This is a genomic window from Psychroflexus gondwanensis ACAM 44 (assembly GCF_000355905.1).
GTDB classification, from domain to species: Bacteria; Bacteroidota; Bacteroidia; order Flavobacteriales; family Flavobacteriaceae; genus Psychroflexus; species Psychroflexus gondwanensis.
Genome location: NZ_APLF01000001.1, coordinates 133,174 through 157,488, shown reverse-complemented (window position 1 = coordinate 157,488; position 24,315 = coordinate 133,174). Strand labels below are relative to the sequence as shown.

Annotated in this window: 22 protein-coding genes; 16 read left to right on the top strand and 6 right to left on the bottom strand. The window is 35.7% G+C overall.

Features of this window, described 5'->3' with window-relative positions; all coding sequences use genetic code 11:
- Window positions 1-424 precede the first annotated feature (424 nt).
- The 7 genes from PGOND44_RS00710 (at window position 425) to accC (ending at window position 9,135) form a co-directional block, all read left to right on the top strand.
- Window positions 425-2,038, top strand: coding sequence for a M14 family metallopeptidase (locus tag PGOND44_RS00710; protein ID WP_003434790.1), 1,614 nt, complete (start codon window positions 425-427; stop codon window positions 2,036-2,038).
- A gap of 3 nt (window positions 2,039-2,041) precedes the next feature.
- Window positions 2,042-3,775: a M14 family metallopeptidase gene (locus PGOND44_RS00705; protein WP_003434789.1), complete on the top strand. Its 1,734-nt coding sequence runs from the start codon at window positions 2,042-2,044 to the stop codon at window positions 3,773-3,775.
- 68 nt (window positions 3,776-3,843) lie between these two features.
- Window positions 3,844-4,377: a 3-hydroxyanthranilate 3,4-dioxygenase gene (locus tag PGOND44_RS00700; protein ID WP_003434787.1), complete on the top strand. Its 534-nt coding sequence runs from the start codon at window positions 3,844-3,846 to the stop codon at window positions 4,375-4,377.
- Between the two features lie 61 nt (window positions 4,378-4,438).
- Window positions 4,439-5,992, top strand: coding sequence for an L-piperidine-6-carboxylate dehydrogenase (gene amaB / locus PGOND44_RS00695; protein WP_003434785.1), 1,554 nt, complete (start codon window positions 4,439-4,441; stop codon window positions 5,990-5,992).
- A 227-nt stretch (window positions 5,993-6,219) separates the two neighbouring features.
- Complete coding sequence (locus PGOND44_RS00690; RefSeq protein WP_003434783.1) at window positions 6,220-7,215, top strand: beta-ketoacyl-ACP synthase III; 996 nt, start codon at window positions 6,220-6,222, stop codon at window positions 7,213-7,215.
- A 19-nt stretch (window positions 7,216-7,234) separates the two neighbouring features.
- The gene (gene accB / locus PGOND44_RS00685) at window positions 7,235-7,729 is read left to right on the top strand and encodes an acetyl-CoA carboxylase biotin carboxyl carrier protein (protein ID WP_003434782.1); all 495 of its coding nucleotides are present in this window, start codon (window positions 7,235-7,237) and stop codon (window positions 7,727-7,729) included.
- Window positions 7,730-7,773: 44 nt separating this feature from the next.
- Window positions 7,774-9,135, top strand: coding sequence for an acetyl-CoA carboxylase biotin carboxylase subunit (gene accC, locus PGOND44_RS00680; RefSeq protein ID WP_003434780.1), 1,362 nt, complete (start codon window positions 7,774-7,776; stop codon window positions 9,133-9,135).
- A 48-nt stretch (window positions 9,136-9,183) separates the two neighbouring features.
- On the opposite strand, the gene hemF is transcribed toward accC, so the two are convergent.
- Entirely contained in the window at window positions 9,184-10,086 is a 903-nt protein-coding gene (gene hemF / locus PGOND44_RS00675) for an oxygen-dependent coproporphyrinogen oxidase (protein WP_003434778.1), read from the bottom strand.
- A 136-nt stretch (window positions 10,087-10,222) separates the two neighbouring features.
- On the opposite strand from hemF, the gene PGOND44_RS00670 reads away from it, so the two are divergent.
- Window positions 10,223-11,365: a cystathionine gamma-synthase gene (locus tag PGOND44_RS00670; RefSeq protein WP_003434775.1), complete on the top strand. Its 1,143-nt coding sequence runs from the start codon at window positions 10,223-10,225 to the stop codon at window positions 11,363-11,365.
- Window positions 11,366-11,400: 35 nt separating this feature from the next.
- On the opposite strand, the gene PGOND44_RS00665 is transcribed toward PGOND44_RS00670, so the two are convergent.
- A complete protein-coding gene (locus tag PGOND44_RS00665; protein ID WP_003434772.1) occupies window positions 11,401-12,177 on the bottom strand; it encodes a THC0290_0291 family protein in 777 nt (258 codons plus the stop codon).
- A gap of 184 nt (window positions 12,178-12,361) precedes the next feature.
- Here PGOND44_RS00665 and gdhA point away from each other — a divergent pair, with 184 nt between their 5' ends.
- The 3 genes from gdhA to recO all read left to right on the top strand — a co-directional run bounded on the left by gdhA (window position 12,362) and on the right by recO (window position 16,849).
- Entirely contained in the window at window positions 12,362-13,705 is a 1,344-nt protein-coding gene (gene gdhA / locus PGOND44_RS00660; RefSeq protein ID WP_003434771.1) for an NADP-specific glutamate dehydrogenase, read from the top strand.
- Between the two features lie 124 nt (window positions 13,706-13,829).
- Window positions 13,830-16,121, top strand: coding sequence for a type IX secretion system anionic LPS delivery protein PorZ (gene porZ / locus PGOND44_RS00655; RefSeq protein ID WP_003434770.1), 2,292 nt, complete (start codon window positions 13,830-13,832; stop codon window positions 16,119-16,121).
- A gap of 8 nt (window positions 16,122-16,129) precedes the next feature.
- Window positions 16,130-16,849: a DNA repair protein RecO gene (recO, locus tag PGOND44_RS00650; RefSeq protein WP_003434769.1), complete on the top strand. Its 720-nt coding sequence runs from the start codon at window positions 16,130-16,132 to the stop codon at window positions 16,847-16,849.
- 1 nt (window position 16,850) lies between these two features.
- On the opposite strand, the gene PGOND44_RS00645 is transcribed toward recO, so the two are convergent.
- Window positions 16,851-17,594 carry a TerB family tellurite resistance protein gene (locus tag PGOND44_RS00645; RefSeq protein WP_003434768.1) on the bottom strand — a complete coding sequence of 248 codons (744 nt, stop codon included), beginning with the start codon at window positions 17,592-17,594 and terminating at the stop codon, window positions 16,851-16,853.
- A gap of 183 nt (window positions 17,595-17,777) precedes the next feature.
- Between PGOND44_RS00645 and PGOND44_RS00640 the strand changes: the two genes are divergently transcribed.
- The 3 genes from PGOND44_RS00640 to PGOND44_RS00630 all read left to right on the top strand — a co-directional run bounded on the left by PGOND44_RS00640 (window position 17,778) and on the right by PGOND44_RS00630 (window position 19,721).
- Window positions 17,778-18,188 carry a BrxA/BrxB family bacilliredoxin gene (locus PGOND44_RS00640; RefSeq protein WP_003434767.1) on the top strand — a complete coding sequence of 137 codons (411 nt, stop codon included), beginning with the start codon at window positions 17,778-17,780 and terminating at the stop codon, window positions 18,186-18,188.
- A gap of 131 nt (window positions 18,189-18,319) precedes the next feature.
- Window positions 18,320-19,057 (top strand): lysophospholipid acyltransferase family protein, encoded by a 738-nt coding sequence (locus PGOND44_RS00635; RefSeq protein ID WP_003434766.1) that lies wholly within the window; start codon window positions 18,320-18,322, stop codon window positions 19,055-19,057.
- 10 nt (window positions 19,058-19,067) lie between these two features.
- A complete protein-coding gene (locus tag PGOND44_RS00630) occupies window positions 19,068-19,721 on the top strand; it encodes an HD domain-containing protein (protein WP_003434765.1) in 654 nt (217 codons plus the stop codon).
- Window positions 19,722-19,723: 2 nt separating this feature from the next.
- Here PGOND44_RS00630 and pdeM read toward each other — a convergent pair whose 3' ends face one another.
- Together pdeM and PGOND44_RS00620 are read right to left on the bottom strand one after the other, a co-directional pair.
- Window positions 19,724-20,353 carry a ligase-associated DNA damage response endonuclease PdeM gene (pdeM, locus tag PGOND44_RS00625; protein WP_003434764.1) on the bottom strand — a complete coding sequence of 210 codons (630 nt, stop codon included), beginning with the start codon at window positions 20,351-20,353 and terminating at the stop codon, window positions 19,724-19,726.
- A gap of 3 nt (window positions 20,354-20,356) precedes the next feature.
- A complete protein-coding gene (locus PGOND44_RS00620; protein WP_040555634.1) occupies window positions 20,357-21,679 on the bottom strand; it encodes a phenylacetate--CoA ligase family protein in 1,323 nt (440 codons plus the stop codon).
- Between the two features lie 102 nt (window positions 21,680-21,781).
- Here PGOND44_RS00620 and purD point away from each other — a divergent pair, with 102 nt between their 5' ends.
- Complete coding sequence (purD, locus tag PGOND44_RS00615) at window positions 21,782-23,065, top strand: phosphoribosylamine--glycine ligase (protein WP_003434759.1); 1,284 nt, start codon at window positions 21,782-21,784, stop codon at window positions 23,063-23,065.
- Here purD and PGOND44_RS00610 read toward each other — a convergent pair.
- Window positions 23,057-23,305, bottom strand: coding sequence for a DUF6341 family protein (locus PGOND44_RS00610; RefSeq protein WP_003434755.1), 249 nt, complete (start codon window positions 23,303-23,305; stop codon window positions 23,057-23,059). The two genes, purD and PGOND44_RS00610, sit on opposite strands and share 9 nt — an antisense overlap.
- 46 nt (window positions 23,306-23,351) lie before the next feature.
- Between PGOND44_RS00610 and PGOND44_RS00605 the strand changes: the two genes are divergently transcribed.
- Window positions 23,352-24,278, top strand: a complete 927-nt coding sequence (locus tag PGOND44_RS00605; RefSeq protein WP_003434752.1) for a DUF6427 family protein — start codon at window positions 23,352-23,354, stop codon at window positions 24,276-24,278.
- The last annotated feature ends 37 nt before the right edge of the window (window positions 24,279-24,315 follow it).

The following is a 24,315-nucleotide window of genomic DNA, read 5'->3' as shown; positions in this document are numbered from 1 at the left end:
AAGATTAAAAGCATTCCAACAGAAAGCACAAAACGATCTAGTTCAGAAATGATATACTTGCCCTCTGCAAAGAGTCTAAAATTATCTTTTGTAAACAGTTGAGCACCAAGTCCCAGATTGACTCCTAAATTTACAACTGCATTTCTTTTGCACCTATGCAAAACCATACTAATGACGATGTTTCTTAAGGTTCTTAAGCACAAACCTCCTAAGCCGTAGAATTTTATATTATTTCCTTTGGTAAGATCCAGATGTAAATTTGCAAGCCTAGATCAATACTATAAAAATTAATTATTGAAGAAAAGTGTTGTTTTTTATCTAAGTTCTTTCTGAAGTTTTCATGCTTGTTACAGGCGTTGAAATTAAATTCAAAATTTCACTTTTTAAGAAAAAAATAAAATTATTTTTATGAAAATTTTATACAATGAAGAAAATCGTTACAATTCTAATAGTGTTGGTGGTTCAAAGTTTAGTTTTTTCCCAAAATGATTATCCAGATATAGAACAATATACCAATAGACTGGAAGCTTTGGGTAAAGATTCCAAAGTAAAGCTTTCATCGATCACCAAAACTGACGGAGGACATGATATCTATGTTCTTAAAATAGGTACAGGAGATCTTGATAACAAACCTGCCTTTGCTGTTCTTGGCGGAGTGGAAGGGTACCATCTTCTTAGTGTGGAATTGGCACTACAATTTGCTGAACGTCTCATAAAAGATGAGTCTTCGGCCCTAGAAAAAACTACCTTTTACGTATTTCCTAACCTATCACCAGAAGCCTATTCTCAATACCACAAGCAACTAAAGTATGAGCGTAGAGGTAATACGGCAAGTTTGGATCACGATCGTGATGGAACCTCAAAGGAGGACCCTTACGAAGATCTTAATAAAGATGGTGTCATTACTCAAATGCGTGTTGAGAGTCCTTTAGGAAAATACACCTCCCACCCTCATGATTCTAGAGTCATGATACAAATGGACACCAGCTCTCAATCAACAAAACGTTACCTAGTATATTCAGAAGGAATTGATAATGATAAGGACGGGGAATTTAATGAAGACCTAGAAGAAGGCGTAGCTTTCAATAAAAGTTTGACTTATAACTTTCCTGCTTTTGAGCCGCTTGCAGGTGATTTTGCTGTTTCTCAAAAAGAAAGTAGAGCACTGCTCGATTATCTTTTTAAACAATGGAATATTTATGCGTTTATAACTTTTGGCCCTGCTAATAATCTGTCATCCCCACTTAAGTATAATGCCCAAGATGCTAAAAAGAGAATAGTGTCTTCACCTTCAGAAGGCGACGTTGCTATCAACAAAATGGTTTCAGAACTCTATAACAAAACCATTTCACAAAAGCCTTACCTGCAAGAGAATATGGGAACTGATGGGGATTTCTTTCAGTGGGCCTATTTCCATTTTGGGAGATTAAGCTTTAGTACCCCTGGATGGTGGGTTCCAGAAGCAAAAAAAGATTCTACAGCCACTTCAGAAACAAAAATTAAAGAGACAAAGGTTTCTAACTTTTTAAAATGGGCAGAACAAGAAAATCTAGATAACGTGTTTGTAGATTGGGAGAAAATTGATCATCCAGATTTCAAAAATCAAACGGTTGAAGTTGGCGGTGTAAAACCCTTTGTTATGGATAATCCTCCTTTTGGTAAAGTAGACAGTATAGCCATAGAGCACTCTCGTTTCATTTTGAAGTTAGCAGAGCAACAACCTCAACTAGAATTCCATAACCTAAAGGTCGAAAACCTAAAAGGAGGCCTTCAACGAATTACTGTAGATTTGTTAAACAATGCAAACCTTCCTACTCATTCCGATCTTGGTGAACGATCGCGATGGCTCAAAAAAATTAGGATTGAAATTGATGCCCCTAAAGACGATATCCTTGCTGGAAATAAAATTGAATTAGTGAAAAAAATGCAGTCTTTAGAAAGTAAATCCTTGTCTTGGATTGTGAAAACTAATGGAAAAGTAAACATAAAAGCGGGTGCTCCTCATACTGGCTTTACCGAATTGAACCTAAACTTATAAGCTATGAAAACGATTAATTACACCTCCATACTATGCTTCATTATAGCGATGACAATGGGTTCCGTGAGCGAAGCACAAGAAAAGTTTTTTAGAGCTATTGGCACCCCTCATGAACCCAAAGTAGAAGCTAGCTGGAATCGTTACAACACTTACGATGGGGTGGTAGATATTATGAAGAAAATAGCTAAGGCTTATCCAAAATTGGCCCGATTGGAAAGCATAGGCAAATCCTATGAAGACAGGTCTATTTACATGTTAACCATTTCTGATTTCAATACTGGAAATCCAGATGAAAAGCCTGCTATGTATATAGATGGAAACATCCATTCTAATGAAATACAGGGCGCAGAATTTTCTTTATATACCGCTTGGTATCTCACTGAAATGTTTAATGATTTAGAATTTATAAATCAATTATTAAAGGATAAAACCTTTTATATAGTCCCAACCATCAACCCCGATGCGAGAGATAACTATATGAAAGAACCTAACACGCCTCACTCTCCAAGATCTGGAATGCTAGTCTTAGACAACGATGGCGATGGCGAGGCTGGTGAAGATGGTTTTGATGATCTCAACGGAGATAATCATATTACCTATATGATTCGGAAATCGCCTACAGGCCGATTTATTAAAGACCCCCAAGATGAAAGACGATTAATAAGAGTTGCTGCAGAAGAACAAGGAGTCTATGAAATGCTTGGTTTTGAAGGAATAGATAAAGATGGCGATGGTGAGGTTAATGAAGATGGGATAGGTTACTATGACCCCAATAGAGATTGGGGTTGGAAATGGCAACCAGATTATGTACAACGTGGCGCTTATAAGTATCCTTTTAGTTTACCAGAAAATAGGGCTGTCGCAGATTTTGTGATGAAACACCCCAATATTGCAGGAGCACAGAGTTACCATAATTATGGGGGCATGATTTTGAGAGGTCCAGGAGCTGAAGAAGATGTCGATACTTACAATAAAGAAGATGTAAGAATCTACGATGCGATAGCAAAAAAAGGAGAGGAGATGATTCCAGGCTATCGATATCTAACCGTTTATAAAGATTTATACTCCGTATTTGGTGGTGAGTTGGATTGGTTTTATGGCGGCAGAGGAATTTACACTTACACGAATGAACTCATGGTCTCTTATCTTTATTTCCATAAAAATGAAGGAAGAGCCAACCAAGAAGAAGAGTTAAAAGTAGACAAGTATCTTACCTTTGGAGATGCCTTTGTAGATTGGAAGGAGTACAGTCACCCTCAATATGGCAGCATAGAAGTAGGTGGTTTTAAAAAGAATTTTGGCAGGGCTCATCCTGGTTTTCTTCTTGAACAAGATGCCCACAGAAATATGGCCTTCACTATTTATCATGCCTATCAAACTCCCAAATTAAGCATTACAGATGTTAAAGAGAAGAATCTAGGTAATGGTCTTAAAGAGGTGACCGCTACTTTATATAATGAAAGATTGATGCCTACACATAGTGGTCAAGATTTGAAATTCAAAATTGAAAGACCAGACCTGGTTAGTATTACCAATGCCAATGTTGTAGCAGGAATGATTGTAGAAGACGACGATTTTAATAAAGTTAAAGAGCAAGTCCATTCTCCTGAAACAATAAAAGTTCCAAATATTCCAGGAATGGAAACCGTAAAAGTAAGATGGATCATTTCGGGCGGCCGTAATTATAAAATAAATGTAGATTCTGCAAAAGGAGGGAAAGCAAGTTGGAGTAAATAATGCTAATCTAAACTTAAGCCACATCCTTAGAAGATTTGGTTTCATTACTTTTAAAATAAAAAATTAAGATGAGCATAAGCAAACCCTTTAATTTAACGAAATGGATAAAAGACAATCGAGACTTGCTAAAGCCACCCGTTGGTAATAAAAACTTATACAAAGACTCTGGAGATTATATTGTTATGATAGTTGGTGGACCAAATGCCCGCAAGGATTACCATTATAATGAAACTGAAGAGTTGTTTTATCAGTTGGAAGGACATATTGAAGTTCATATTCAAGAAGATGGGAAAAAGAAAACTATGGCTTTAGGGCCTGGCGACATGTATTTACATCCTGCTAAAGTTCCACATTCTCCAGAAAGACACGAAGGCTCTATAGGTTTGGTGATAGAGCGCAAAAGAATAAACTTGGATATACAGGATGGCTTATTATGGTATTGCGACCACTGTAACCACAAATTGCACGATGTTTATTTCCCTTTGGAAGATATTGAAAAGGACTTTTTGAGACACTTCAAAGATTTTTATTCCAATACCTCGCTAAGAACCTGCAATAATTGTGGGGAAGTAATGCCTGTAGATGAGCGATTTACAGTCTGAGCTATAGAGCTAAATTAAATTTACTAAATTCGCTACAAATCTTAAAAATATCAAAATAGTTATGAGTCATATTTCAAAAGAATTCGGCATCGATGAAGCTTTAAAGCAACTCGATGTGCAAAAGGAAAATAAAGGAACCTCTATAGGAAAAGATTTTTTTGCCAGTGGAGAAATGATAGAGTCGTTCTCTCCTGTCGACGGAGCTTCCATTGGAAAAGTACAGGCGACTTCGCAAGAAGATTATGAAAAAGTGGCGAGTACAGCTCACAAAAGTTTTAAAGAATGGAGGACTTGGCCGGCACCCGCAAGAGGAGAGGTCGTTCGCCAATTGAACGATGAGTTTAGAAGACTTAAAGCTCCATTAGGAAAACTGGTATCTTACGAAATGGGAAAATCCTATCAAGAAGGTCTTGGAGAAGTACAAGAAATGATAGACATCTGTGATTTTGCGGTTGGACTTTCTAGACAATTGCATGGTCTTACTATGCATAGTGAACGCCCTGGACATAGAATGTATGAACAATGGCATCCTCTTGGAGTTGTTGGTATTATTTCTGCCTTCAACTTTCCTGTAGCTGTTTGGTCTTGGAACACAGCTTTGGCTTGGGTTTGCGGAGATGCCTGTATTTGGAAAGGATCAGAAAAAACACCTTTAACTTCTGTGGCCTGCCAAAAAATAGCAGCAAGAGTATTTGAAGCTAACGGAGTCCCAGAGGGTATTTCTTCACTTATTACAGGAGATCACAACGTCGGGGAATATATGACCCAAGACAAACGTATCTCACTTGTTTCTGCCACAGGATCCATTAGAATGGGTAAGATTGTTGCTCAAGAAGTCGCTAAACGCTTAGGAAAATCTTTACTAGAGCTTGGAGGGAATAATGCCATCATTGTCACTCCAGATGCGGATATTAAGAATACCGTGATCGGTGCTGTTTTTGGAGCTGTAGGAACTTGTGGACAAAGATGTACCTCAACTCGACGTATCATCATTCATGAATCGATTTATGATAAAGTGAAAAATGCCATAGTTGATGCTTATAAGCAAATCCGAATTGGAAATCCTTTGGATGAAAATAATCACGTTGGTCCTTTAATAGATAAGGATGCCGTCAAAAATTATCTACATGCCTTAGAAGAAGTGAAAAGAGAAGGAGGAAAAATACTGGTTGAAGGTGGAGTTTTGGAAGGTGAAGGTTACGAGAGTGGTTGTTATGTAAAACCTGCTATCGCAGAAGCTGAAAATCACTTTGATATTGTTCAACATGAAACTTTTGCTCCAGTACTTTATATCATGAAATATACTGGAGAAGTTGATAATGCATTAGACCTTCAGAACGGAGTTGTGCAAGGATTATCTTCTGCAATTATGACTAATAATCTCCGGGAAGCTGAAATGTTCTTATCTGTTGAAGGCTCAGATTGTGGTATCGCAAACGTAAATATTGGCACCTCTGGAGCAGAAATTGGAGGCGCTTTTGGAGGAGAGAAAGAAACAGGTGGCGGAAGAGAATCTGGCTCTGATGCTTGGAAAGTATATATGAGAAGGCAAACCAATACCATCAACTATACTAAAGATCTGCCTCTAGCTCAAGGTATAAAATTTGATTTGTAAATCAATATATTCTTTTTCAGGGCTTTCATTATGATGAAAGCCCTGAAATTTTTATAAATTCAAATTTCTACTGTCACTTTTACTAGACTTATAAAGTTGTCCTTCATAAATTGTTAATTAAATGTTGTGAAGGTTTTTTTGTCGGCAACCAAAAAACAACTTAATTTGCATACTTATACATGCTATTTTGATTCAATTATTTCAGAAGAAAGAAGAAATTTATTTTTATGAGTGATGTGAAAGCGGCCATCACTGCCGTAGGTGGATATGTTCCAGACTATGTTCTTACCAATAAGATATTGGAGAGTATGATAGAGACAAACGATGACTGGATTACTTCCAGAACTGGCATTAAGGAAAGGCGAATACTGAAATTACCCCATCAAGGATCTTCTTTTTTAGGCATAAAGGCCTGTGAAGATTTGTTTAGTAAGGCTACAACTCGACCAGAAGAAGTAGATCTCGTTATTTTTGCAACGGCTACACCAGACATGCAAATAGCTTCTTCAGCTGCATTTTTGGCGACGGAAATTGGCGCCGTTAATGCATTTTCCTTCGACTTACAATCTGCTTGTTCAGGTTTTCTGTATGGTATGTCAGTAGCCTCTTCATATATTGAATCAAAGAAATATAAACACATTCTTCTAGTAGGCGCAGATAAGATGTCTTCCATCATAGATTATACAGACAGGAGCACGTCTATCATCTTTGGAGATGGTGGTGGTGCGGTATTATTTTCTGCAAATGAAGAAGGTTTAGGTGTTCAAGATGAGATTTTGAGAACTGATGGTGCTGGTCGCCAATTTTTAAAAATAGATGCTGGAGGCTCGTTATTACCTGCATCTGAAGATACCGTTAAAAATAAACAACATTTTGTGTTTCAAGATGGTAAAACTGTGTTTAAGTTTGCAGTATCGAAAATGGCAGATGTAAGTGAAGAAATTATGTTTAAGAATAACCTTACTGTAAAAGATGTAGATTGGCTAGTACCACATCAAGCAAATAAAAGGATCATTGATGCTATATACAAACGAATGGATATAGATTCTCAAAAAGTACTGATGAATATACAACGTTACGGAAATACAACTTCCGCAACATTACCATTATTATTAAGCGATTACGAAAAACAACTTAAAAAGGGAGATAATATTATATTTACTGCGTTTGGTGGAGGCTTTTCATGGGGCTCCATCTACTTAAAGTGGGCATATAATTCGTAACCCTAAAAAACCTAGAACTATGGATTTAAAGGAAATTCAAAACTTAATTAAATTTGTTGCAAAGTCTGGAGCAAGCGAAGTCAAACTCGAAATGGACGATATTAAAATCACCATCAAAACAGGAAGTGAAGATGATGGAAAAACCTATGTCCAACAAATGCCTATGGGCATGCCTCAGCAACAGATGCACCCGCAAGCACCCGCTTACAACCAACAGTCTCCTGCCCCTTCTTCTGAAGAAGTAGCACCTGCAAAAGCCAATGATGATGATAAGTACATAACCATCAAATCACCAATCATAGGAACGTTTTACAGAAAGCCCTCTCCAGACAAAAAAGTATTTGTAGAAGTAGGCAGTGAAATAAAAGAAGGAGATGTTCTATGTACAATAGAAGCTATGAAACTTTTCAATGAAATTGAAAGCGAAGTTTCTGGTAAGATTGTAAAAGTGCTTGTTGATGACTCTTCACCTGTAGAGTTCGATCAGCCACTTTTCTTAGTAGATCCATCGTAAATATTTTACGATTTGGATTTTATCTTTAACTAAAACAAACGTTCATGTTCAAAAAAATTCTCATAGCCAACCGTGGAGAGATTGCTTTACGTATCATCCGTACTTGTAAAGAAATGGGTATTAAAACGGTTGCAGTTTATTCCACAGCAGACAAAGAAAGTCTTCATGTAAGATTTGCAGATGAGGCTGTGTGTATAGGACCGCCACAAAGTAGCGAGTCTTATCTTAAAATACCAAATATCATTTCTGCTGCAGAAATCATTAATGCAGATGCGATCCATCCTGGTTATGGATTCTTATCTGAAAATGCTGCATTTTCAAGAATTTGCGAAGAACACGATATCAAGTTTATTGGTGCTACGCCAGAGATGATTGATAAAATGGGAGATAAAGCTAGCGCTAAAGCTACCATGAAAGCTGCTGGTGTCCCTTGTGTTCCTGGATCTGAAGGCATCCTTAAAAATTTCGAAGACTGCAAAAAGACTGCTAAAAAAATTGGCTATCCAGTTATGCTAAAAGCTACAGCTGGTGGTGGTGGTAAAGGTATGCGTGCAGTTAAAAGTGAAGAACAGCTAGAGACAGCATGGGAGTCCGCAAGACAAGAAGCAAAAGCAGGTTTCGGAAATGACGATATGTATATGGAAAAGCTTATTGAAGAGCCGCGCCATATCGAAATACAAATCGTAGGTGACCAAACAGGAAAAGCCTGCCATTTGTCTGAACGTGATTGCTCTATACAGAGAAGGCATCAGAAATTAACGGAGGAAGTCCCTTCCCCGTTTATGACAGACGAACTCCGAGAAAAAATGGGGAATGCTGCTGTAAAAGCTGCTGAATATATCAAATATGAAGGGGCTGGGACTATAGAGTTCTTGGTGGATAAGCATAGGAATTTCTATTTTATGGAAATGAATACACGTATTCAAGTAGAGCACCCTATTACAGATGAAGTGGTAGATCACGATTTGGTGAGAGAGCAAATTCTAGTTGCTTCTGGAGTTCCTATTTCAGGTAAAAATTACTACCCCAAATTACATTCTATAGAGTGTAGGATAAATGCTGAAGATCCCTTTAACAATTTCAGACCTTCCCCTGGAAAAATTGATACGCTTCATTTGCCTGGTGGTCACGGTATAAGAGTAGATACTCACGTATATAGCGGATATGTGATACCACCAAACTACGATTCTATGATTGCTAAGCTTATAGCAACTGCTCAAACCAGACCAGAAGCAATTAGCAAAATGAGGCGTGCATTAAGTGAGTTTGTGGTAGAAGGTGTAAAAACTACCATCCCTTTCCACGCTCAATTGATGGAACATCCAGATTATATTGAAGGGAATTATACCACAAAATTCATGGAAGATTTTGTCCTTAAAGATATTGTCAATGAAGATGAAGACTAACTATAGTTTAAAATCTAAAAAGGCTGCTTTTCTCAAAGCAGCCTTTTTTTATATCCAATTTTTTGGGCTCTGTAAAACCTTAAGTAAAATGTCCTCTTCAGAACCAGATGCTGGGTGGTAATTGTATTGCCACTGGACGTGTGGAGGAAGACTCATCAAGATACTTTCTATTCTACCATTTGTTTTAAGACCGAACAAAGTGCCTTTATCATGCACAAGATTAAACTCTACATAACGGCCTCTTCTTATCTCTTGCCAATTTCTTTGCTCTTTTGTGTAGGCTAGTGTTTTTCTAGCTTCAACTATTGGAACATACGCCTCCAAAAAGCGATCACCACAAGCAGTGACAAAATTATAAATCTCCTCTAAACTTCGCTTTGAGGTTGGTTTTAAATAGTCAAAAAACAAGCCTCCTACACCTCGAGCTTCATTTCTATGAGCATTCCAGAAATACCGATCACAATTGTCTTTATAATCCGAATACAGATGCGAACCAAAAGGATCGCAGGCCGATTTTGAAACTTTATGAAAATGGATGGCATCCTCTTCAAAAAGATAGTAAGGGGTTAAATCTTGTCCTCCTCCAAACCACTGGTCCACAACTTTACCGTGCTTATTATACATCTCAAAATATCTAAAGTTGGCATGGACAGTGGGTACCATTGGGTTTTTTGGATGAAGAACTAAACTAATTCCACAGGCAAAAAAATCACAGTCCTGAACATTGAAATAATTTTGCATAGCTTCTGGCAAATCTCCGTGAACTGCAGAAATATTGACCCCTCCTTTTTCAAAAACAGATCCATTTTCAATTACACGCGTTCGTCCTCCCCCTCCTTCTTTACGTTCCCAGATATCTTCAGAAAATGTTGCTGAACCATCTACAGTTTCCAATTTGCTAGTAATTACGTCTTGAAGGGCTGCTATATAATTGTAGAATTTATCTTTCATTTTGTGTTTTTAAAGTAATTGCAAAATAAAGATTTTAAAACCGAATTCATTGGTGTTTGTTAAGAATAGGATAAACTAAAATTCGCAGTTGCGATTAAAGGCAACTACCTTTACATTTATTGTAAACTATTTTAATATGAAATTTAATACCAAAGCTATACATGGAGGTCAACAAGATATTGATCCGGCTTATGGATCTGTTATGTCTCCAATTTATCAAACGTCTACCTTTAGTCAAAAGACACCTGGAAGCCATAAAGGTTTCGAATACTCTAGAAGTGGAAACCCAACCCGTTCTGCTTTAGAAAAATCGATCGCCTCTATTGAAAACGGTAAGCATGGGCTTGCCTTTGCTTCTGGACTTGCCGCAATAGATGCTATCATAAAAACTTTAAAACCTGGTGATGAAGTCATTTCTACCAATGACTTGTATGGTGGAACTTATAGATTATTCAATACAATTTATAAAGATTTCGGTATAAAATTTCACTTTATAGGGATGCAAAGTATGGACACTATTGAATCTTATATAACAAAGAATACAAAATTGATTTGGGCGGAAACGCCTACAAATCCAATGATGAATGTTGTGGATATTGAAGCCATCTCCAAAATCGCTAAAAAACATAAGGTGCTTCTTGCCGTAGATAATACTTTTGCAACCGCTTACTTACAAAGACCTTTAGATTTTGGTGCAGATATCGTTATGCATAGTGCTACAAAATATCTAGGAGGCCATAGTGATGTAATCTCGGGCTCTATAGTTGTGAATGACGATAAACTTGCAGAGCAACTGTATTTTATACAGAATGCAAGTGGAGGTATAGCAGGACCAATGGACAGTTTTTTGGTGTTGAGGGGTATCAAAACACTTCATTTGAGAATGCAACGCCATTCTGAAAATGGTAGAGCTGTGGCTGAGTATTTACAAAATCATCCTAAAGTTGAAAACGTATACTGGCCAGGACTTAAAGACCACCCTAATCATGACATTGCTAAAAAACAAATGAAAGATTTTGGAGGAATGGTTTCATTTACGACTAAAGGCAATTCTTATAAAGAGGCCATTAAATTTGTTGAAAACATAAAGGTTTTTACGTTAGCTGAATCTCTTGGAGGAGTAGAATCTCTTGCAGGACATCCTGCTAGCATGACTCATGCCAGCATTCCTAAAGAGGAAAGAGAAAAAATAGGTGTTGTAGATTCTTTAATACGACTTAGTGTGGGTATCGAAGATAAAGAAGATTTGCTAGAGGATCTAAAGCAAGCTTTAGGTTGATTTTTCGTTGAACGAGGATTAAAATTAAAAGACTTTTAATCAATACTGTAGCTATAACCAACAGTAAACCAAAACATCCAATCGTTGTATTTATTTTGCGAGCCAATAGGCTCTAGACCATCTACAAAATCTGAAACATAATAATGCCATCTTAATTCTGCAAAAATATCTGACTTTTTAGTTATTTTATATTTAGCCCCAGCTTGAAAATTTGCAGATAAGGTAATACTAGAATCATTAGAAAAAGCGGGATCTTCTCCTGGACCCGCTAAGAAAGTAGGAAATGTTGTTTCTGGTAAACCAAGTCCATCTTCTAGGGAAGTTTCAGCAACAGGAGAATAGAAAACGAAATTCAATCCAATACCTCCATAGGGCGTAAAGGTTCCAGATCCTCTTTCAAAGTCTCTTATTCGCATAAGATAATATTCTAAACCGGATCCTATTTCTAGAACATTAGCTTTCCCAGTCATAGATCTGAGTTGTAGACCTCCTAGATTATCTTTATCTGCAATAGCTCCAAAATGATTTAACGTAGTAGTGTGATATATTAAGGAAGATCTAACTTTAAAATGTTGCCTAGTATATTGAGAAATAAAATCTGAATAAGCGAAATTCATATAGTGATTAATCCCAAAACCAAAGCCAATATTTTCTCTTAAAGCCTCCCTATCACCTCTAAGACCATAATCCCCCCTAAAAGAAACAGGGCCTGCCATAATACCAACTTCATGATATATCTGTGCCTGGTTTTCGTGGGTTCCAAGGATTGAAAATAATAGAAAAACAATAATAGGATAAAGCTTGATTTTCATATACTGAAGTTAATTGCAAACAAATATAGAAAAACAAAACTTAAATGATAAAAAAAGTTTAATACAAGAGATGTAAGCTCTTAGAAGTCAAACAAATATTAATCAATTTTTATGTTATCTCTAAAATCGAAATTATATATTTGCGGAAACATTGAAAAATCATCTCTACAATAAGAATAACAAAATGAATAAAGAACTCGAAGAATTTTTAAATACTGTGTCTGATAGAAATCCAAATCAACCTGAATTTTTACAAGCAGTCCACGAAGTCGCAGAAGCCATCATCCCTTTTATGGAAGATCATCCAAAATATAAAAATCATAAACTTTTGGAGCGAATGGTTGAGCCAGAGCGCGTAATCATGTTTAGAGTAACGTGGATAGATGACGAAGGCCAGATACAGGTTAACAGAGGCTATAGGATTCAGATGAACTCTGCCATAGGACCTTATAAAGGAGGGCTTAGGTTTCACCCTTCTGTAAATTTAAGTATTTTAAAGTTTTTAGCTTTTGAACAAGTCTTTAAAAATAGCCTCACTACTCTGCCAATGGGAGGTGGTAAAGGTGGAGCTGATTTTGATCCTAAAGGTAAATCAGATAATGAAGTGATGCGCTTCTGCCAGAGCTTTATGACAGAATTATACAGACATATTGGTAACAATACAGATGTTCCCGCTGGAGATATTGGTGTAGGAGGTCGAGAAGTGGGTTATCTTTTCGGTCAGTATAAACGCATTCAAAATGAATTCACAGGTATTTTGACCGGTAAAGGTCAGTCTTATGGAGGGTCTCTTATACGTCCAGAAGCTACTGGATACGGGAATGTATATTTCACTAAAAACATGCTGGAAACTCAAGGAACAACATTGGAAGGGAAAACTCTTTTGATTTCTGGTTCTGGTAATGTTGCTCAATATTCTGCTGAAAAGGCTATTGAGTTAGGAGCAAAAATTCTTACCATGTCAGATTCTGGCGGTTACATTTATGATAATAATGGTATAGATAGAGAAAAACTTGATTTTATCATGAATTTAAAAAATGTCAAACGGGGAAGAATAGAAGAATATATAGAGAAGTACCCTTCTGCTAAATATGAAGAAGGTAAAACGCCTTGGCATGAAAACGGGGACATTGCAATGCCTTGTGCCACTCAAAATGAACTTCTAGAAGATGATGCACAAGCTTTGGTTGATAATGGTTGTATGCTTGTAGGTGAAGGAGCCAACATGCCATGTACGCCTGAGGCTATTGAAATATTCCATAAAAATAAAATTTTGTTTTCTCCTGGAAAGGCATCAAATGCTGGAGGCGTTGCAACATCAGGATTAGAAATGTCACAAAACTCTATGCGTTACAATTGGACTGCAGAAGAAGTAGATGCTAAACTCAAGCACATCATGAACGATATCCATGAAGCTTGTGTTACCTATGGTAAAGAGGAAGATGGTTATGTAGATTATGTAAAAGGGGCTAACATTGCTGGTTTTGTAAAAGTAGCTGATGCTATGATTGCACAAGGCGCCGTATAATCTAATTTTTTTATATATTATTGAGCCAGTTGAGGATAACTTCAACTGGCTTTTTTATTCAGAACTGATTTTTTTACAATAAATTCACCTTTTAATAAGTTTTAAAGCCCTAGACTTTATACCAATGAAGAATTTTGTTTTAATCTTTCTTATTTTTCCCTCTATCGTTTTATGTCAAGACTTTTCCGATCGGTGGAAAGGTTACTTCTCCTATTATAATATTACAGATTTAGATGAAAGCGGTAACAAGGTTTATGCTGCTGCAGAAAACGCCTATTTCATTTACGACATTCCTACTCAAACCCTCCAAACAGTCACCTCAATTGAAGGCTTATCGGGTAATAAAATTTCCAAAATATACCATTCTGAAAACTATGGCTTAACCTGTATAGGTTACGAGGATGGTCTTATTCAAATTGTGATGGATAACAACCAAAACATATTTTCGGTGGTTGACATTAGAGATAAAATTTCCATATCACCAAACAATAAACGGATCAACAATTTTTTTGAATTTGAAGGCAAACTTTATATTTCTACCGATTTTGGGATTGCTGAATATAGCCTTCAAAATTTAGAGTTTGAAGATTCTTTTTTTATAGGAACAAATGGAAGCCAAATTCAAATCAATCAGATTACCATTTTAGAGGGGAAAATCTACGCAGCCACAAGTCTAGAAGGCATTAAATCTGCAGATATTACAAGTCCTAATTTGATAGATTTTGAGGTCTGGCAAACCGAGTATACCGGGAATTGGAAAGGTGTTTTAAATTTTTCTAATACTATTTTTGGATTAAGAAATAACAATACAATTTCTACATTACAAAATGGAACTGCTTCTATTTTTAATGCTGTCGGTTCCAACGTTACTGGCTTCAACGTAAGTGGAGAGCAACTTGTTATCACTGCCGCCAATCAAGTCTCAGCTTATAATTCTGAACTTAATCTAGAAGCGTTTATTGACCAACTTCAAGATGCAGAGTTTTCCATTAACACTTCAGTATCCAGTAATGGACAATATTTTTTGGGGCATAGTAGTCTAGGCCTTCTCAATTTTCAAGACTCCAGTACAACCGTATTTTCAGAATTGAGTCCAGCTGGGCCTTTATTAAATAGGATTTTCAGTCTAGAAGCCACGGCAAGTGATCTTTGGGTCACTTTTGGGGAATACGATCAATTTTTAAACCCTTTCCCTTTAAATTCTAGAGGCCTTAGCCACCTTACAGAAGAGGAATGGATAAATATTGATGTGGAGAATTTAAATAATGCGAGAGAGCTTTCTAATGTCTCAATTGACCCGTCTAACCCCAATCGTGTTTTTGTAAGCAGCTTCTTCGATGGGCTTTTAGAGATTGAAAATAATGAACTTATCCAACAGTATGATTCTTCCAACAGTATCATTGAAGGAGTTCCTAGCAACATCAACGATAATAGGATAGGCGCTAGTGTTTTTGACAGTCAAGGTAATTTGTACTTTACCAATTCAATTGCAGAAAATCAGCTGAAACGCTTGAATGCTAATGGGGAATTTGTAAATATCGACATGTCGGACGGTTACTTAAATCCAACAGAAACCTCATCTTCAAAAATGGTCATCGATAATAATAACAATATTTTTATAGGAACTCTTAAAGATGGAGTAGTCGCTTACAGTCCAACTACAAACACCTCAGCTTTGATTTCTAGTAACATACAAGGCGTTGAATTTCCTGACACTTTCAATGCGAATCCTAACATTACAGCTTTAGAAATAGACCAAAATTCTCGTTTATGGATAGGTACTCAAGCGGGTTTAAGGGTGATGTCGAATCCAACTGCTATTTTTAATGAAAATCAAAATGTAAGAGTCTCTCCAATTATCATAGAAGATGTAGACGGTCTCCCACAAGAGTTACTTTTTGAGCAGTTTATAACCGATATTACTACGGATGGAGCTAACAACAAATGGATTTCTACGGCAGATTCTGGAGTGTTTCAAGTTTCTGCAAACGGTCAAGATATTTTAAATATTTTTAATGTCGATAATTCCCCGCTTCCTACAAATAGTGTAAGAACTGTGAGCATCAATCAATCTACAGGTGAAGTTTTCTTTGGGACTACGAGTGGGTTATTATCTTATTCTAGCCGAGTCACTTCAGGAAATGAAACTTTAGAAAACCTGAGAGCATATCCCAACCCCGTAAGACCGAACTACACAGGGCTTGTCATTATAGATGGCCTTACAAATGGTGCCAATGTGAAGATTACAGATGTAAGCGGTAATCTTGTGTTTGAAGAGTTTGTGGATGGGGGATCTCTTCAATGGGATACTAGGGCTTTTGGGAAGCATAAAGTAGCGTCGGGTGTATACTTTATTGTGGTAACAGGTGAGGATCAAATTGAAACGAAGGTTGGTAAAATAATGATTATACGATAGCCTAAAAAATGCAACTTAAAACTAAAGCCATTGTCATTTCAAATGTAAAATTTGGTGAGGCAGATTTAATAGTAAAATGTTTTACGCTTGAAAAAGGAGTGGTTTCCTTTATGCTCAAAGGAATTCGGAAATCGAAAAAAGGAAGAATGAGAGTCTCTTTATTTCAGCAATTGACTCTTTTAGAAATTGAAGCTACTTATAAAGAAAACAAAAATTTACAGTATTTAAAGGAAGTAAAAATAGATCATCCTTTACAAACTTTACATACAGATATTTTCAAATCTACCATTGTGATGTTTCTGGCTGAAGTTTTAAAAAGCAGTATCCAGGAAGAGGAAAAAAACGAAAGCCTGTTCCAGTTTCTGAAGGAAAGTCTTATATATCTAGATCAAGTAGACTCTATTAAAAATTTCCACCTACATTTTATAGTGAAACTAACTAGTTTTTTAGGATTTTCTCCAGATCAAAGCAGTACAGACTTTCCCTATTTTGATATGTTAAATGGTGTTTTTCAGCTGAAAGAATATAATATGTATTCTTTCAACAATACAAATTCAGTATTATTAAAAGAATTGATAAAACTCGAAAACTATGGTGGAGCTGAAAACCTAAAGCTTAATCAAGAGAGAAGAAAGAGTTTTCTAGACTTTATGATGCTCTATTATGAACTGCAATTGCAAGGGTTTAGAAAGCCCAAATCTCTGGAAGTCTTACAACAACTCTTTTAAACTATAAGCCCCTTTCTTTCTGAATTCGTTCATAGGCTTCTTGAACCTTATTGAACTTCTCTTGAGCACCCTTTTGATAGGCCTGGTCCATGTGTTGTAATTTATCCGGATGGTATTTCTTAGCCATAGTTCTGTAGGCTTTTTTAACTTCGGAATCTGAGGCAGATTTCTCGATTTCCAAGATTTTATAAGCATCGTCCGCAGATTTGAAGAACATGGCTTTTATACTTTCAAAATCGGAATGAGCTACACGAAGATTCTGAGAGATAGAGAGCAATACCTGAAGCTCTGCTTCAGAAACATGCCCGTCTGCATTGGAGATATTAAAAAGAAAATGAAGGATTTGAAGTCTCACTTCATAACGAACTCTTGGTCTAAGGTATTCACAAATTCTAGGAACGGAAATCTCTCTGTCTTTAATGACCTCATTAAAAGTTCTAAACGTTGCATTAGCTCTTTCTTTTCCATAAGCTTGAACAAAATACAACCTCACATAATCCATTTCTTTTTGGGTAACTTTGCCATCTGCTTTTATGACTAAAGAGGCCAACGAAAGGAGATTAAGTTCAAAATCTCCAGGGGAGACTTCTCCCTTTTGTTCTTGAAATACTTTTCCAAAGCCTCCGCCTCCCCCTTTGGAAGAGCTAGAAAAAATTCTGTCTAAAATAGAACCGATGATAAAGCCTAAGATCGCACCACCAAAACGCATGTAAAAAAAGCCAAGAATGGCACCTATCCACTTCAAATTATAAAATATTAGATTGCAAATATAAAATCATCGTTGTATTTATATCCAAAAAGTTATTGTTTTTAAGATAGATTAAACGATCACTAATAGAATTGAAATCATTGTGTTAAGACCAATAGAGATAGAAGACATTTTTTATACATTTGTATTTATAATGAATATAAATTAAAAATTAAGCATATGTATCCACCAGAATTAGTAAAACCAATGCAGCAAGAACTTACTGCTGTAGGTTTTAATGAATTAAGAAGCAAAGCTGATGTTGATATGGCTTTAGCCAAAGAAGGAACAACTTTGGTTGTGGTCAATTCAGTTTGCGGTTGTGCTGCGGCAAACGCTAGACCCGGAGCTATAAAATCTTTGAAAAATTCTAAATCTCCAGATCACCTCGTTACTGTTTTTGCAGGAGTAGATAAAGAAGCGACAGATGAAGCAAGATCTAAAATGATACCGTTCCCTCCAAGTTCGCCATCTATGGCACTTTTCAAAAACGGAGAGCTCGTTCACATGCTAGAAAGACATCATATCGAAGGCAGACCTGCAGAATTGATTGCAGATAACCTTATGGATGCTTATAACCAGCATTGCTAAAAAAATCAAATTTCTAAAAAGCCATTTTCATTGAAAATGGCTTTTTTTATAGCTGAATTTTAAATTTAGTTTAGCCAGATATTTATAAGTAAATCGTAATTTTAAGCCTTATACATTACAGCATTCAATTGATGAAAAAAGTCTTCTCCTATAGTCTTTCCGTTATATTCTATTTGTTTTTTGGTTTAACCCTTGTAGTTTTTCATGCCTACCAATGGATCGCGTTTAATGCCTTTGGTTATCAAGCTCACAAAAAAAGTGTAGATATTTTAAACTTTTTTCTACTGCGTTGTTTGAATATTGTGGGAACTCGTTTTCAGTATAATAATAGTTTTACTTTTGAAACAGATCGCCCACATATTATTGTTTGCAATCACCAAAGCATGTTCGATATTCCTCCAATTATTTGGTACATGAGGAAATTACATCCCAAGTTTATCAGTAAAAAAGAACTGGCAAAAGGTGTTCCCTCTATTTCTTATAATTTAAGACATGGAGGTTCTGTCCTAATAGATAGAAAAAATGCTGCGCAAGCTTTAGGAGAAATTAAAAAACTAGGAAAATACATATCAGAAACCAAGCGATCTGCTGTCATATTTCCTGAAGGTACCCGAAGCAAAACAGGGCAAATCAAAGAGTTTGCAAGCAAAGGTCTTACCGCTTTACTAGAGGCCTGCCCAGAAGCTGTAGTCGTTCCAGTTTGTGTAAACAACTCGTGGAAACTTCAACAAAACGGGATGTTCCCTTTGGGTGTCGGCGTGTTTTTAAAACTTGAAGTCCTGAAACCTCATGAGGCCAAGAATTTTAAAATCCCAGAGTTAATTGCACTTTTAGAAGAACAAATATCCAGTCAAGTCCAACACAATTAGATCTCAATTTATGTCAGATGCACTAGTTATTTCCAATACCAAAAACTTTGTCCAAGACAGTCTCAAAGATGCTGAAGGTGGTCACGATTGGTTTCATATTTTACGAGTTTATACCAATGCCAAACACCTTTTAAAATCTGAAACGGCGAACTCATTTATTGTAGAAGTAGCCAGTTTGCTTCATGACATTGCAGATTCAAAATTTCATGGAGGAGATGAGGAGATTGGACCACAAAAGGCACGCGTTTTCTTAGAGACTCAAACTATCGAGCAAAAAGATCTAGAGCATGTTATTAAGATTATAGAAAACGTCTCCTATAAAGGAGGGCATTCCCATAGTGACTTCCATTCTAAAGAACTAGAAATTGTTCAGGATGCAGATCGATTGGATGCTCTTGGAGCAATTGGTATCGCAAGAACTTTTAATTTTGGGGGATTCAAAAACAATCCAATTTACGATCCCAGTGTTCCTGCTCATCCCGAGCAAAGTAAGAAAGACTATAAAAAGTCTAATTCTCCAACCATCAATCACTTTTATGAAAAATTATTATTGCTGAAAGACAAGATGAATACAAATTCTGCGAAAGCAATTGCTGAAAAGCGACATAATTATATGGTTAGCTATCTAGATCAGTTTTATAAGGAATGGCATGGTGAGCTCTGAAGTTATCTAAGCGATAACACCTCATTTTCTGCAAGGATAAAAACATCTTCATTGTCTTCTGGCTCAATCAAAAAATGACCCGTAAAGGCCCCGAAGGCTGGTAAAATTAATTGGTATTTTTTTTTATAAAAACAAGATAGTTTTAGCTGTTGCTTTCCTTGACCTCTTAATCTATAACCAGGATGTAGATGTCCGCAGATATTCCAAAACCCCTGTTTTTCTTCAGGATGATGAGACAGAAATAAAGTATCTATGTTTAAAGATGGGACAACCTCAATCCCTAAATCTTCAAAATAGTAGGAAGGGATAATATCGTGATTACCCACAACCAAAGTCATCTTTATGCTTTGCTCCTTTACCCAAGCAGTAAATCTATCCCAATCTCTATTCTGAGTAGAATGGAATAAATCGCCCAAAAAAATAATGCCTTTCGGTTGAAATTCGTCAATCACACGATCTAATTTTTTAAAATTTTCCAGACTGACTTCATTTGGCAAGGCACTTCCATTTTTGCGAAAATGATCGATCTTCCCAAAATGAACATCTGCAATAAGAAGGACTTCCTTGGAAGGCCAATATAAGCTTCCACTGGAGTGCATGATAAACTGAGAATTGCCGTAGTTGAGATGCAAAGTTTAAGAATTAAGAATTTCAATAATTTGTGGTTTTCCGGAATACATAGCTTTTATTTTATCTACTTTTTTAAAGCTTATTTCCATTGACTTTTGGGTCAATTCATCTAAATTATTTTTTATTTTTAATATAGCAATGTCATGTTCTTTATCCTTTGATATGTATTCTATTAAAAGTGTTTTACTACTAGTTTGTATAATTTTATACTTAGAAATTATTGGGAAATGCTCAAAAATACCAGTAAAACTATGAACTATTAAGTTTTTACCGAAAGGGGTTTTAATAACATCAGTCTCCCTACCTATAATTTTTTTTAGTAATGGATAGTTGAATTTTTTATCTTTTGGATAATTAGATTTTTCTAACTTTATAGCTAGATCTCCTAGCTTATATCGTAAAAAGGGTTGAGCATAACTTGTTAGACAAGTAACTAAAACATGTCCTAGCTCCCCTTCATCAACTTCTTTACCATAATCATCCACAATTTCAATATAAACATGCGGCGAAGTAATGTAATAGAAAGGAGTGTCATATTTAGCGGCCATCAAAAACCCTTCTGCACAACCGTAAGTATCTAATATTTTTGGAGAAATAAAAACCTTGCTAAAGACACTTTCGTAGTGTTCAAAAAGCTTGTCTCCTAAAGAAATAATTGCATCGATTTTATGTTTTTTGTTATTTAAATCCATCCATTTTGCTAATTCGAAAATAGCAGATGGATAACCAATAATAAATTTTACTTTTTTACTCTTCAGTTTAAAATTTATGCGCTCAAAATCTTTATCGTCTAAAGAAAAAGCACTTTCATAGTTAATATTAAAAAAAAAGTCTTTTAAAGACTTAATAAAACCTCGGTCTGGTGAAATACCAAATTGAAGTGTAGGAATTCCCTCTTGATAACCTGTCCACTCAAACCAATGCCTTTGAATGGCCTGGTTATAATAAGTTAATTTATGCGTTGTATAGCTAAAAGACTGTTTGCCAGTACTACCACTACTGAAATTTTTTTTCAGTTTTTCTTTATCAAAATCTTTTGCAATTAGATCATCATGATTACTGTTGAGTAACTCTTTGGTTAAAACAGGTATTTTTTTTAGGGCTTTATAAGGATCTTCAAAATCAAGATCTAACTCAGTTTTATAATAAGGAACCTTTTCTGTAGAATATAGAAGAATTTCCTTAAGTCGTTCTTTTTGAATATACCGAAGTTCTTTTTCAGAAAGTTTGTCGAATTTTCTCCACTCCTTAAGATGAAGATTATAATTTCCTCCAAAGGCCAAGTCACCAAGAGGTACTATAACTTTTCTAAGTAATTTTGGATACATTTTCTTATAATTCGAATTCATCTTGATAATAAAAATAGTGTTTAATTAGTGAAGCAATTTACAAACATTTACTTTTGAAGCATAATCTTAGTTTATAAACTCATGAATGTTTTAATCCTTGGTAGCGGTGGTCGTGAACACACTTTAGCTTATAAAATAGCACAAAGCTCTTCTTGTAAAAGTTTATATGTTGCTCCTGGTAATGCTGGAACTGCTCAATGTTCTACAAATCTCGAATTGGATATTCTCAATTTTGAAGAGGTAGCTCAGGCCGTGAAAAAGAACCAAATTGATATGTTGATTGTTGGTCCTGAAGCTCCATTAGTGGAAGGGATTAAAGATTATTTTGACGATAGAAGTGAGTTCTCTTATTTGAAAATTGTTGGCCCTTCTAAATATGGAGCTTTACTTGAGGGAAGTAAAGAACGCGCTAAGGAGTTTATGAAAGCCCATAATGTCCCCACAGCAGCTTACCAAAGTTTTGATAAAGAGAGCTTAGAGGCTGGTAAAGTGTTTTTAACAACCATGAAGCCTCCTTATGTGCTAAAAGCAGATGGACTTGCAGGGGGAAAAGGAGTCCTCATTCTAAGTAGCCTTAAGGAGGCTCAAGATGAACTTGGAAATATGCTAACCAATAATAAATTTGGTAAAGCTTCAGAAAAGGTCGTCATAGAAGAATTTTTAAAAGGGATAGAACTAAGTGTTTTTGTATTAACCGATGGTAAACATTACCTCACTCTACCCAATGCCAAAGATTATAAACGTATAGGAGAAGGAGATACAGGGTTGAATACAGGCGGAATGGGGGCCATTTCTCCTGTTCCATTTGCCGATGATGCTTTTATGAAAAAAGTAGATGAAAAAGTCGTAAAGCCTAGTATAGATGGCTTAAACAAAGAAAGCATAGATTATACCGGATTTTTATTTATTGGTTTGATGAAAGTTGGCGATGAACCCTTTGTTGTAGAATACAATGTAAGATTAGGTGATCCGGAGACCGAAGTTGTTATCCCAAGAATTAAAAACGACTTACTTGACCTACTTTCAAAAACCTGTGAAGGGTCTATTTCTAAACTAGAGTTGGGCATAGATCCTAGATATGCTTCAACTGTTATGCTGGTGTCTGGAGGCTATCCTGAAGCTTATGAAAAAGGGAAAGTTATAACCGGTCTAGAAGAGATTAAAAATACAGAGGATCTATTTATTTGTCATGCTGGTACCAAAAGCAAAAACGATCAAGTTATAACTAACGGCGGTCGTGTAATAGCAGTTACTGCTTTTGATGATAATTTTCAAGCCGCTTTACAAACAGCCTATAAAAATGTAGAAAACATCAATTTTGATAAGAAATATTTCAGAAGAGATCTGGGACAAGACTTAGTTTAATTCCGCATCCTTTCCTAAAAATGAATGAGCCTTAATGCTTTTGTCTTCTTTATCGTTTTCATCAAAGTTTTTCAGTTGTTTCATCCAATAGAGAAAAGCAACAAAAACGATGAGTATGAAGAAGAAATTCAATCCATTAGCGGCCCACCAAGAATCCTCCTGTAGTTCTCTAAGAGCATCTAAAGGTAAAAACAAAACATCTTGAAATAAACTTGCAATACCTTCAAAAAAATCCTTCATGTCTGTAGTATATTATATTTACTTTGCAAAAGTAACAAATTAGACTATGCTAACAAGGTTTTTTAGTCATTCAAAACCCATTGCTTTTGTCATCATAAGCATCCTGTTTGCTGTGGCTTTTTTTATTGAAAATTTTCTATCGAATTCTGAAGAGGTGAGTACAAGCTTTGCGATTAATAAAATTGGCATATTAGCTGTTTTCTTATTCATCATTTTCTTACTCAATTTTTTGGTAAAACGCAATAAGATTCATAAATCAAATAGCTATGCAGTATCAAGCTTTGTCTTTTTAAGCATTGCCTTCCCAGAATTGTTAAGATCTTCTGAGTTTATTTTAAGCTACTTATTTTTACTCTTATCGATGAGAAAAATTTTAAGTTTAAAAACAAATAAAGCTGTAAAACAGAAGATTTTTGACTCTGGATTTTTATTGATGATCTCCATTCTCTTCGAACCTTTTCATCTCTTCTTCTTAATTTTCATTTATTTTGGAGTCATCATGTACGCCTCACAAAATTATAGACACTTCATCATACCTTTATTCGGTATGATTGTAGCTTTTGTACTTTATACCTCCTTTATTCTTATAGTTGAAAATAGCTTCGTCAATTACTCCATTTATCTCCCTCACTTTGGTGGTATAGAAAGTCTATTCACCAATTTTAAGTACAGTATTTTATTAAGCTTATCCCTATTGTTTTTATTATGGGTTATTATTCAATTTCCGAAGATTTACAATCGCTCAAAACTCCATGAAAGTGAGAGTATAACTCTTGTATTGGTTTTCTTGGTAGTATCTCTTGCAGTCCTTTTATTAAACAAGACTTTAATTTCCGTGGATATTATTTATCTTATTTTTCCTTTATCTATTTTAATAGGGAATTACTTCCAGTTAAAAACTACCAAAAAGTGGACAAAGGAGATTTTTTACGCTCTTATGTTGAGTGGTGTAGTTTTTTCTGCCATATATTAATAGAGTCAAGAACGTTTAAGCAAGTTTGTTTTAAAAA

What these genes read in the sequence shown, in the direction of transcription:
- PGOND44_RS00630 (WP_003434765.1), top strand. Translation starts at nt 19,068, where the DNA reads ATGTCAGATGCACTAGTTATTTCCAATACCAAAAACTTTGTCCAAGAC.
- gdhA (WP_003434771.1), top strand. Translation starts at nt 12,362, where the DNA reads ATGAATAAAGAACTCGAAGAATTTTTAAATACTGTGTCTGATAGAAAT.
- PGOND44_RS00700 (WP_003434787.1), top strand. Translation starts at nt 3,844, where the DNA reads ATGAGCATAAGCAAACCCTTTAATTTAACGAAATGGATAAAAGACAAT.
- PGOND44_RS00710 (WP_003434790.1), top strand. Translation starts at nt 425, where the DNA reads ATGAAGAAAATCGTTACAATTCTAATAGTGTTGGTGGTTCAAAGTTTA.
- recO (WP_003434769.1), top strand. Translation starts at nt 16,130, where the DNA reads ATGCAACTTAAAACTAAAGCCATTGTCATTTCAAATGTAAAATTTGGT.
- PGOND44_RS00670 (WP_003434775.1), top strand. Translation starts at nt 10,223, where the DNA reads ATGAAATTTAATACCAAAGCTATACATGGAGGTCAACAAGATATTGAT.
- PGOND44_RS00690 (WP_003434783.1), top strand. Translation starts at nt 6,220, where the DNA reads ATGAGTGATGTGAAAGCGGCCATCACTGCCGTAGGTGGATATGTTCCA.
- PGOND44_RS00705 (WP_003434789.1), top strand. Translation starts at nt 2,042, where the DNA reads ATGAAAACGATTAATTACACCTCCATACTATGCTTCATTATAGCGATG.
- PGOND44_RS00665 (WP_003434772.1), bottom strand. Translation starts at nt 12,177, where the DNA reads ATGAAAATCAAGCTTTATCCTATTATTGTTTTTCTATTATTTTCAATC.
- PGOND44_RS00640 (WP_003434767.1), top strand. Translation starts at nt 17,778, where the DNA reads ATGTATCCACCAGAATTAGTAAAACCAATGCAGCAAGAACTTACTGCT.
- hemF (WP_003434778.1), bottom strand. Translation starts at nt 10,086, where the DNA reads ATGAAAGATAAATTCTACAATTATATAGCAGCCCTTCAAGACGTAATT.
- accC (WP_003434780.1), top strand. Translation starts at nt 7,774, where the DNA reads ATGTTCAAAAAAATTCTCATAGCCAACCGTGGAGAGATTGCTTTACGT.
- purD (WP_003434759.1), top strand. Translation starts at nt 21,782, where the DNA reads ATGAATGTTTTAATCCTTGGTAGCGGTGGTCGTGAACACACTTTAGCT.
- PGOND44_RS00605 (WP_003434752.1), top strand. Translation starts at nt 23,352, where the DNA reads ATGCTAACAAGGTTTTTTAGTCATTCAAAACCCATTGCTTTTGTCATC.
- amaB (WP_003434785.1), top strand. Translation starts at nt 4,439, where the DNA reads ATGAGTCATATTTCAAAAGAATTCGGCATCGATGAAGCTTTAAAGCAA.
- PGOND44_RS00610 (WP_003434755.1), bottom strand. Translation starts at nt 23,305, where the DNA reads ATGAAGGATTTTTTTGAAGGTATTGCAAGTTTATTTCAAGATGTTTTG.
- PGOND44_RS00635 (WP_003434766.1), top strand. Translation starts at nt 18,320, where the DNA reads ATGAAAAAAGTCTTCTCCTATAGTCTTTCCGTTATATTCTATTTGTTT.
- PGOND44_RS00620 (WP_040555634.1), bottom strand. Translation starts at nt 21,679, where the DNA reads ATGTATCCAAAATTACTTAGAAAAGTTATAGTACCTCTTGGTGACTTG.
- accB (WP_003434782.1), top strand. Translation starts at nt 7,235, where the DNA reads ATGGATTTAAAGGAAATTCAAAACTTAATTAAATTTGTTGCAAAGTCT.
- porZ (WP_003434770.1), top strand. Translation starts at nt 13,830, where the DNA reads ATGAAGAATTTTGTTTTAATCTTTCTTATTTTTCCCTCTATCGTTTTA.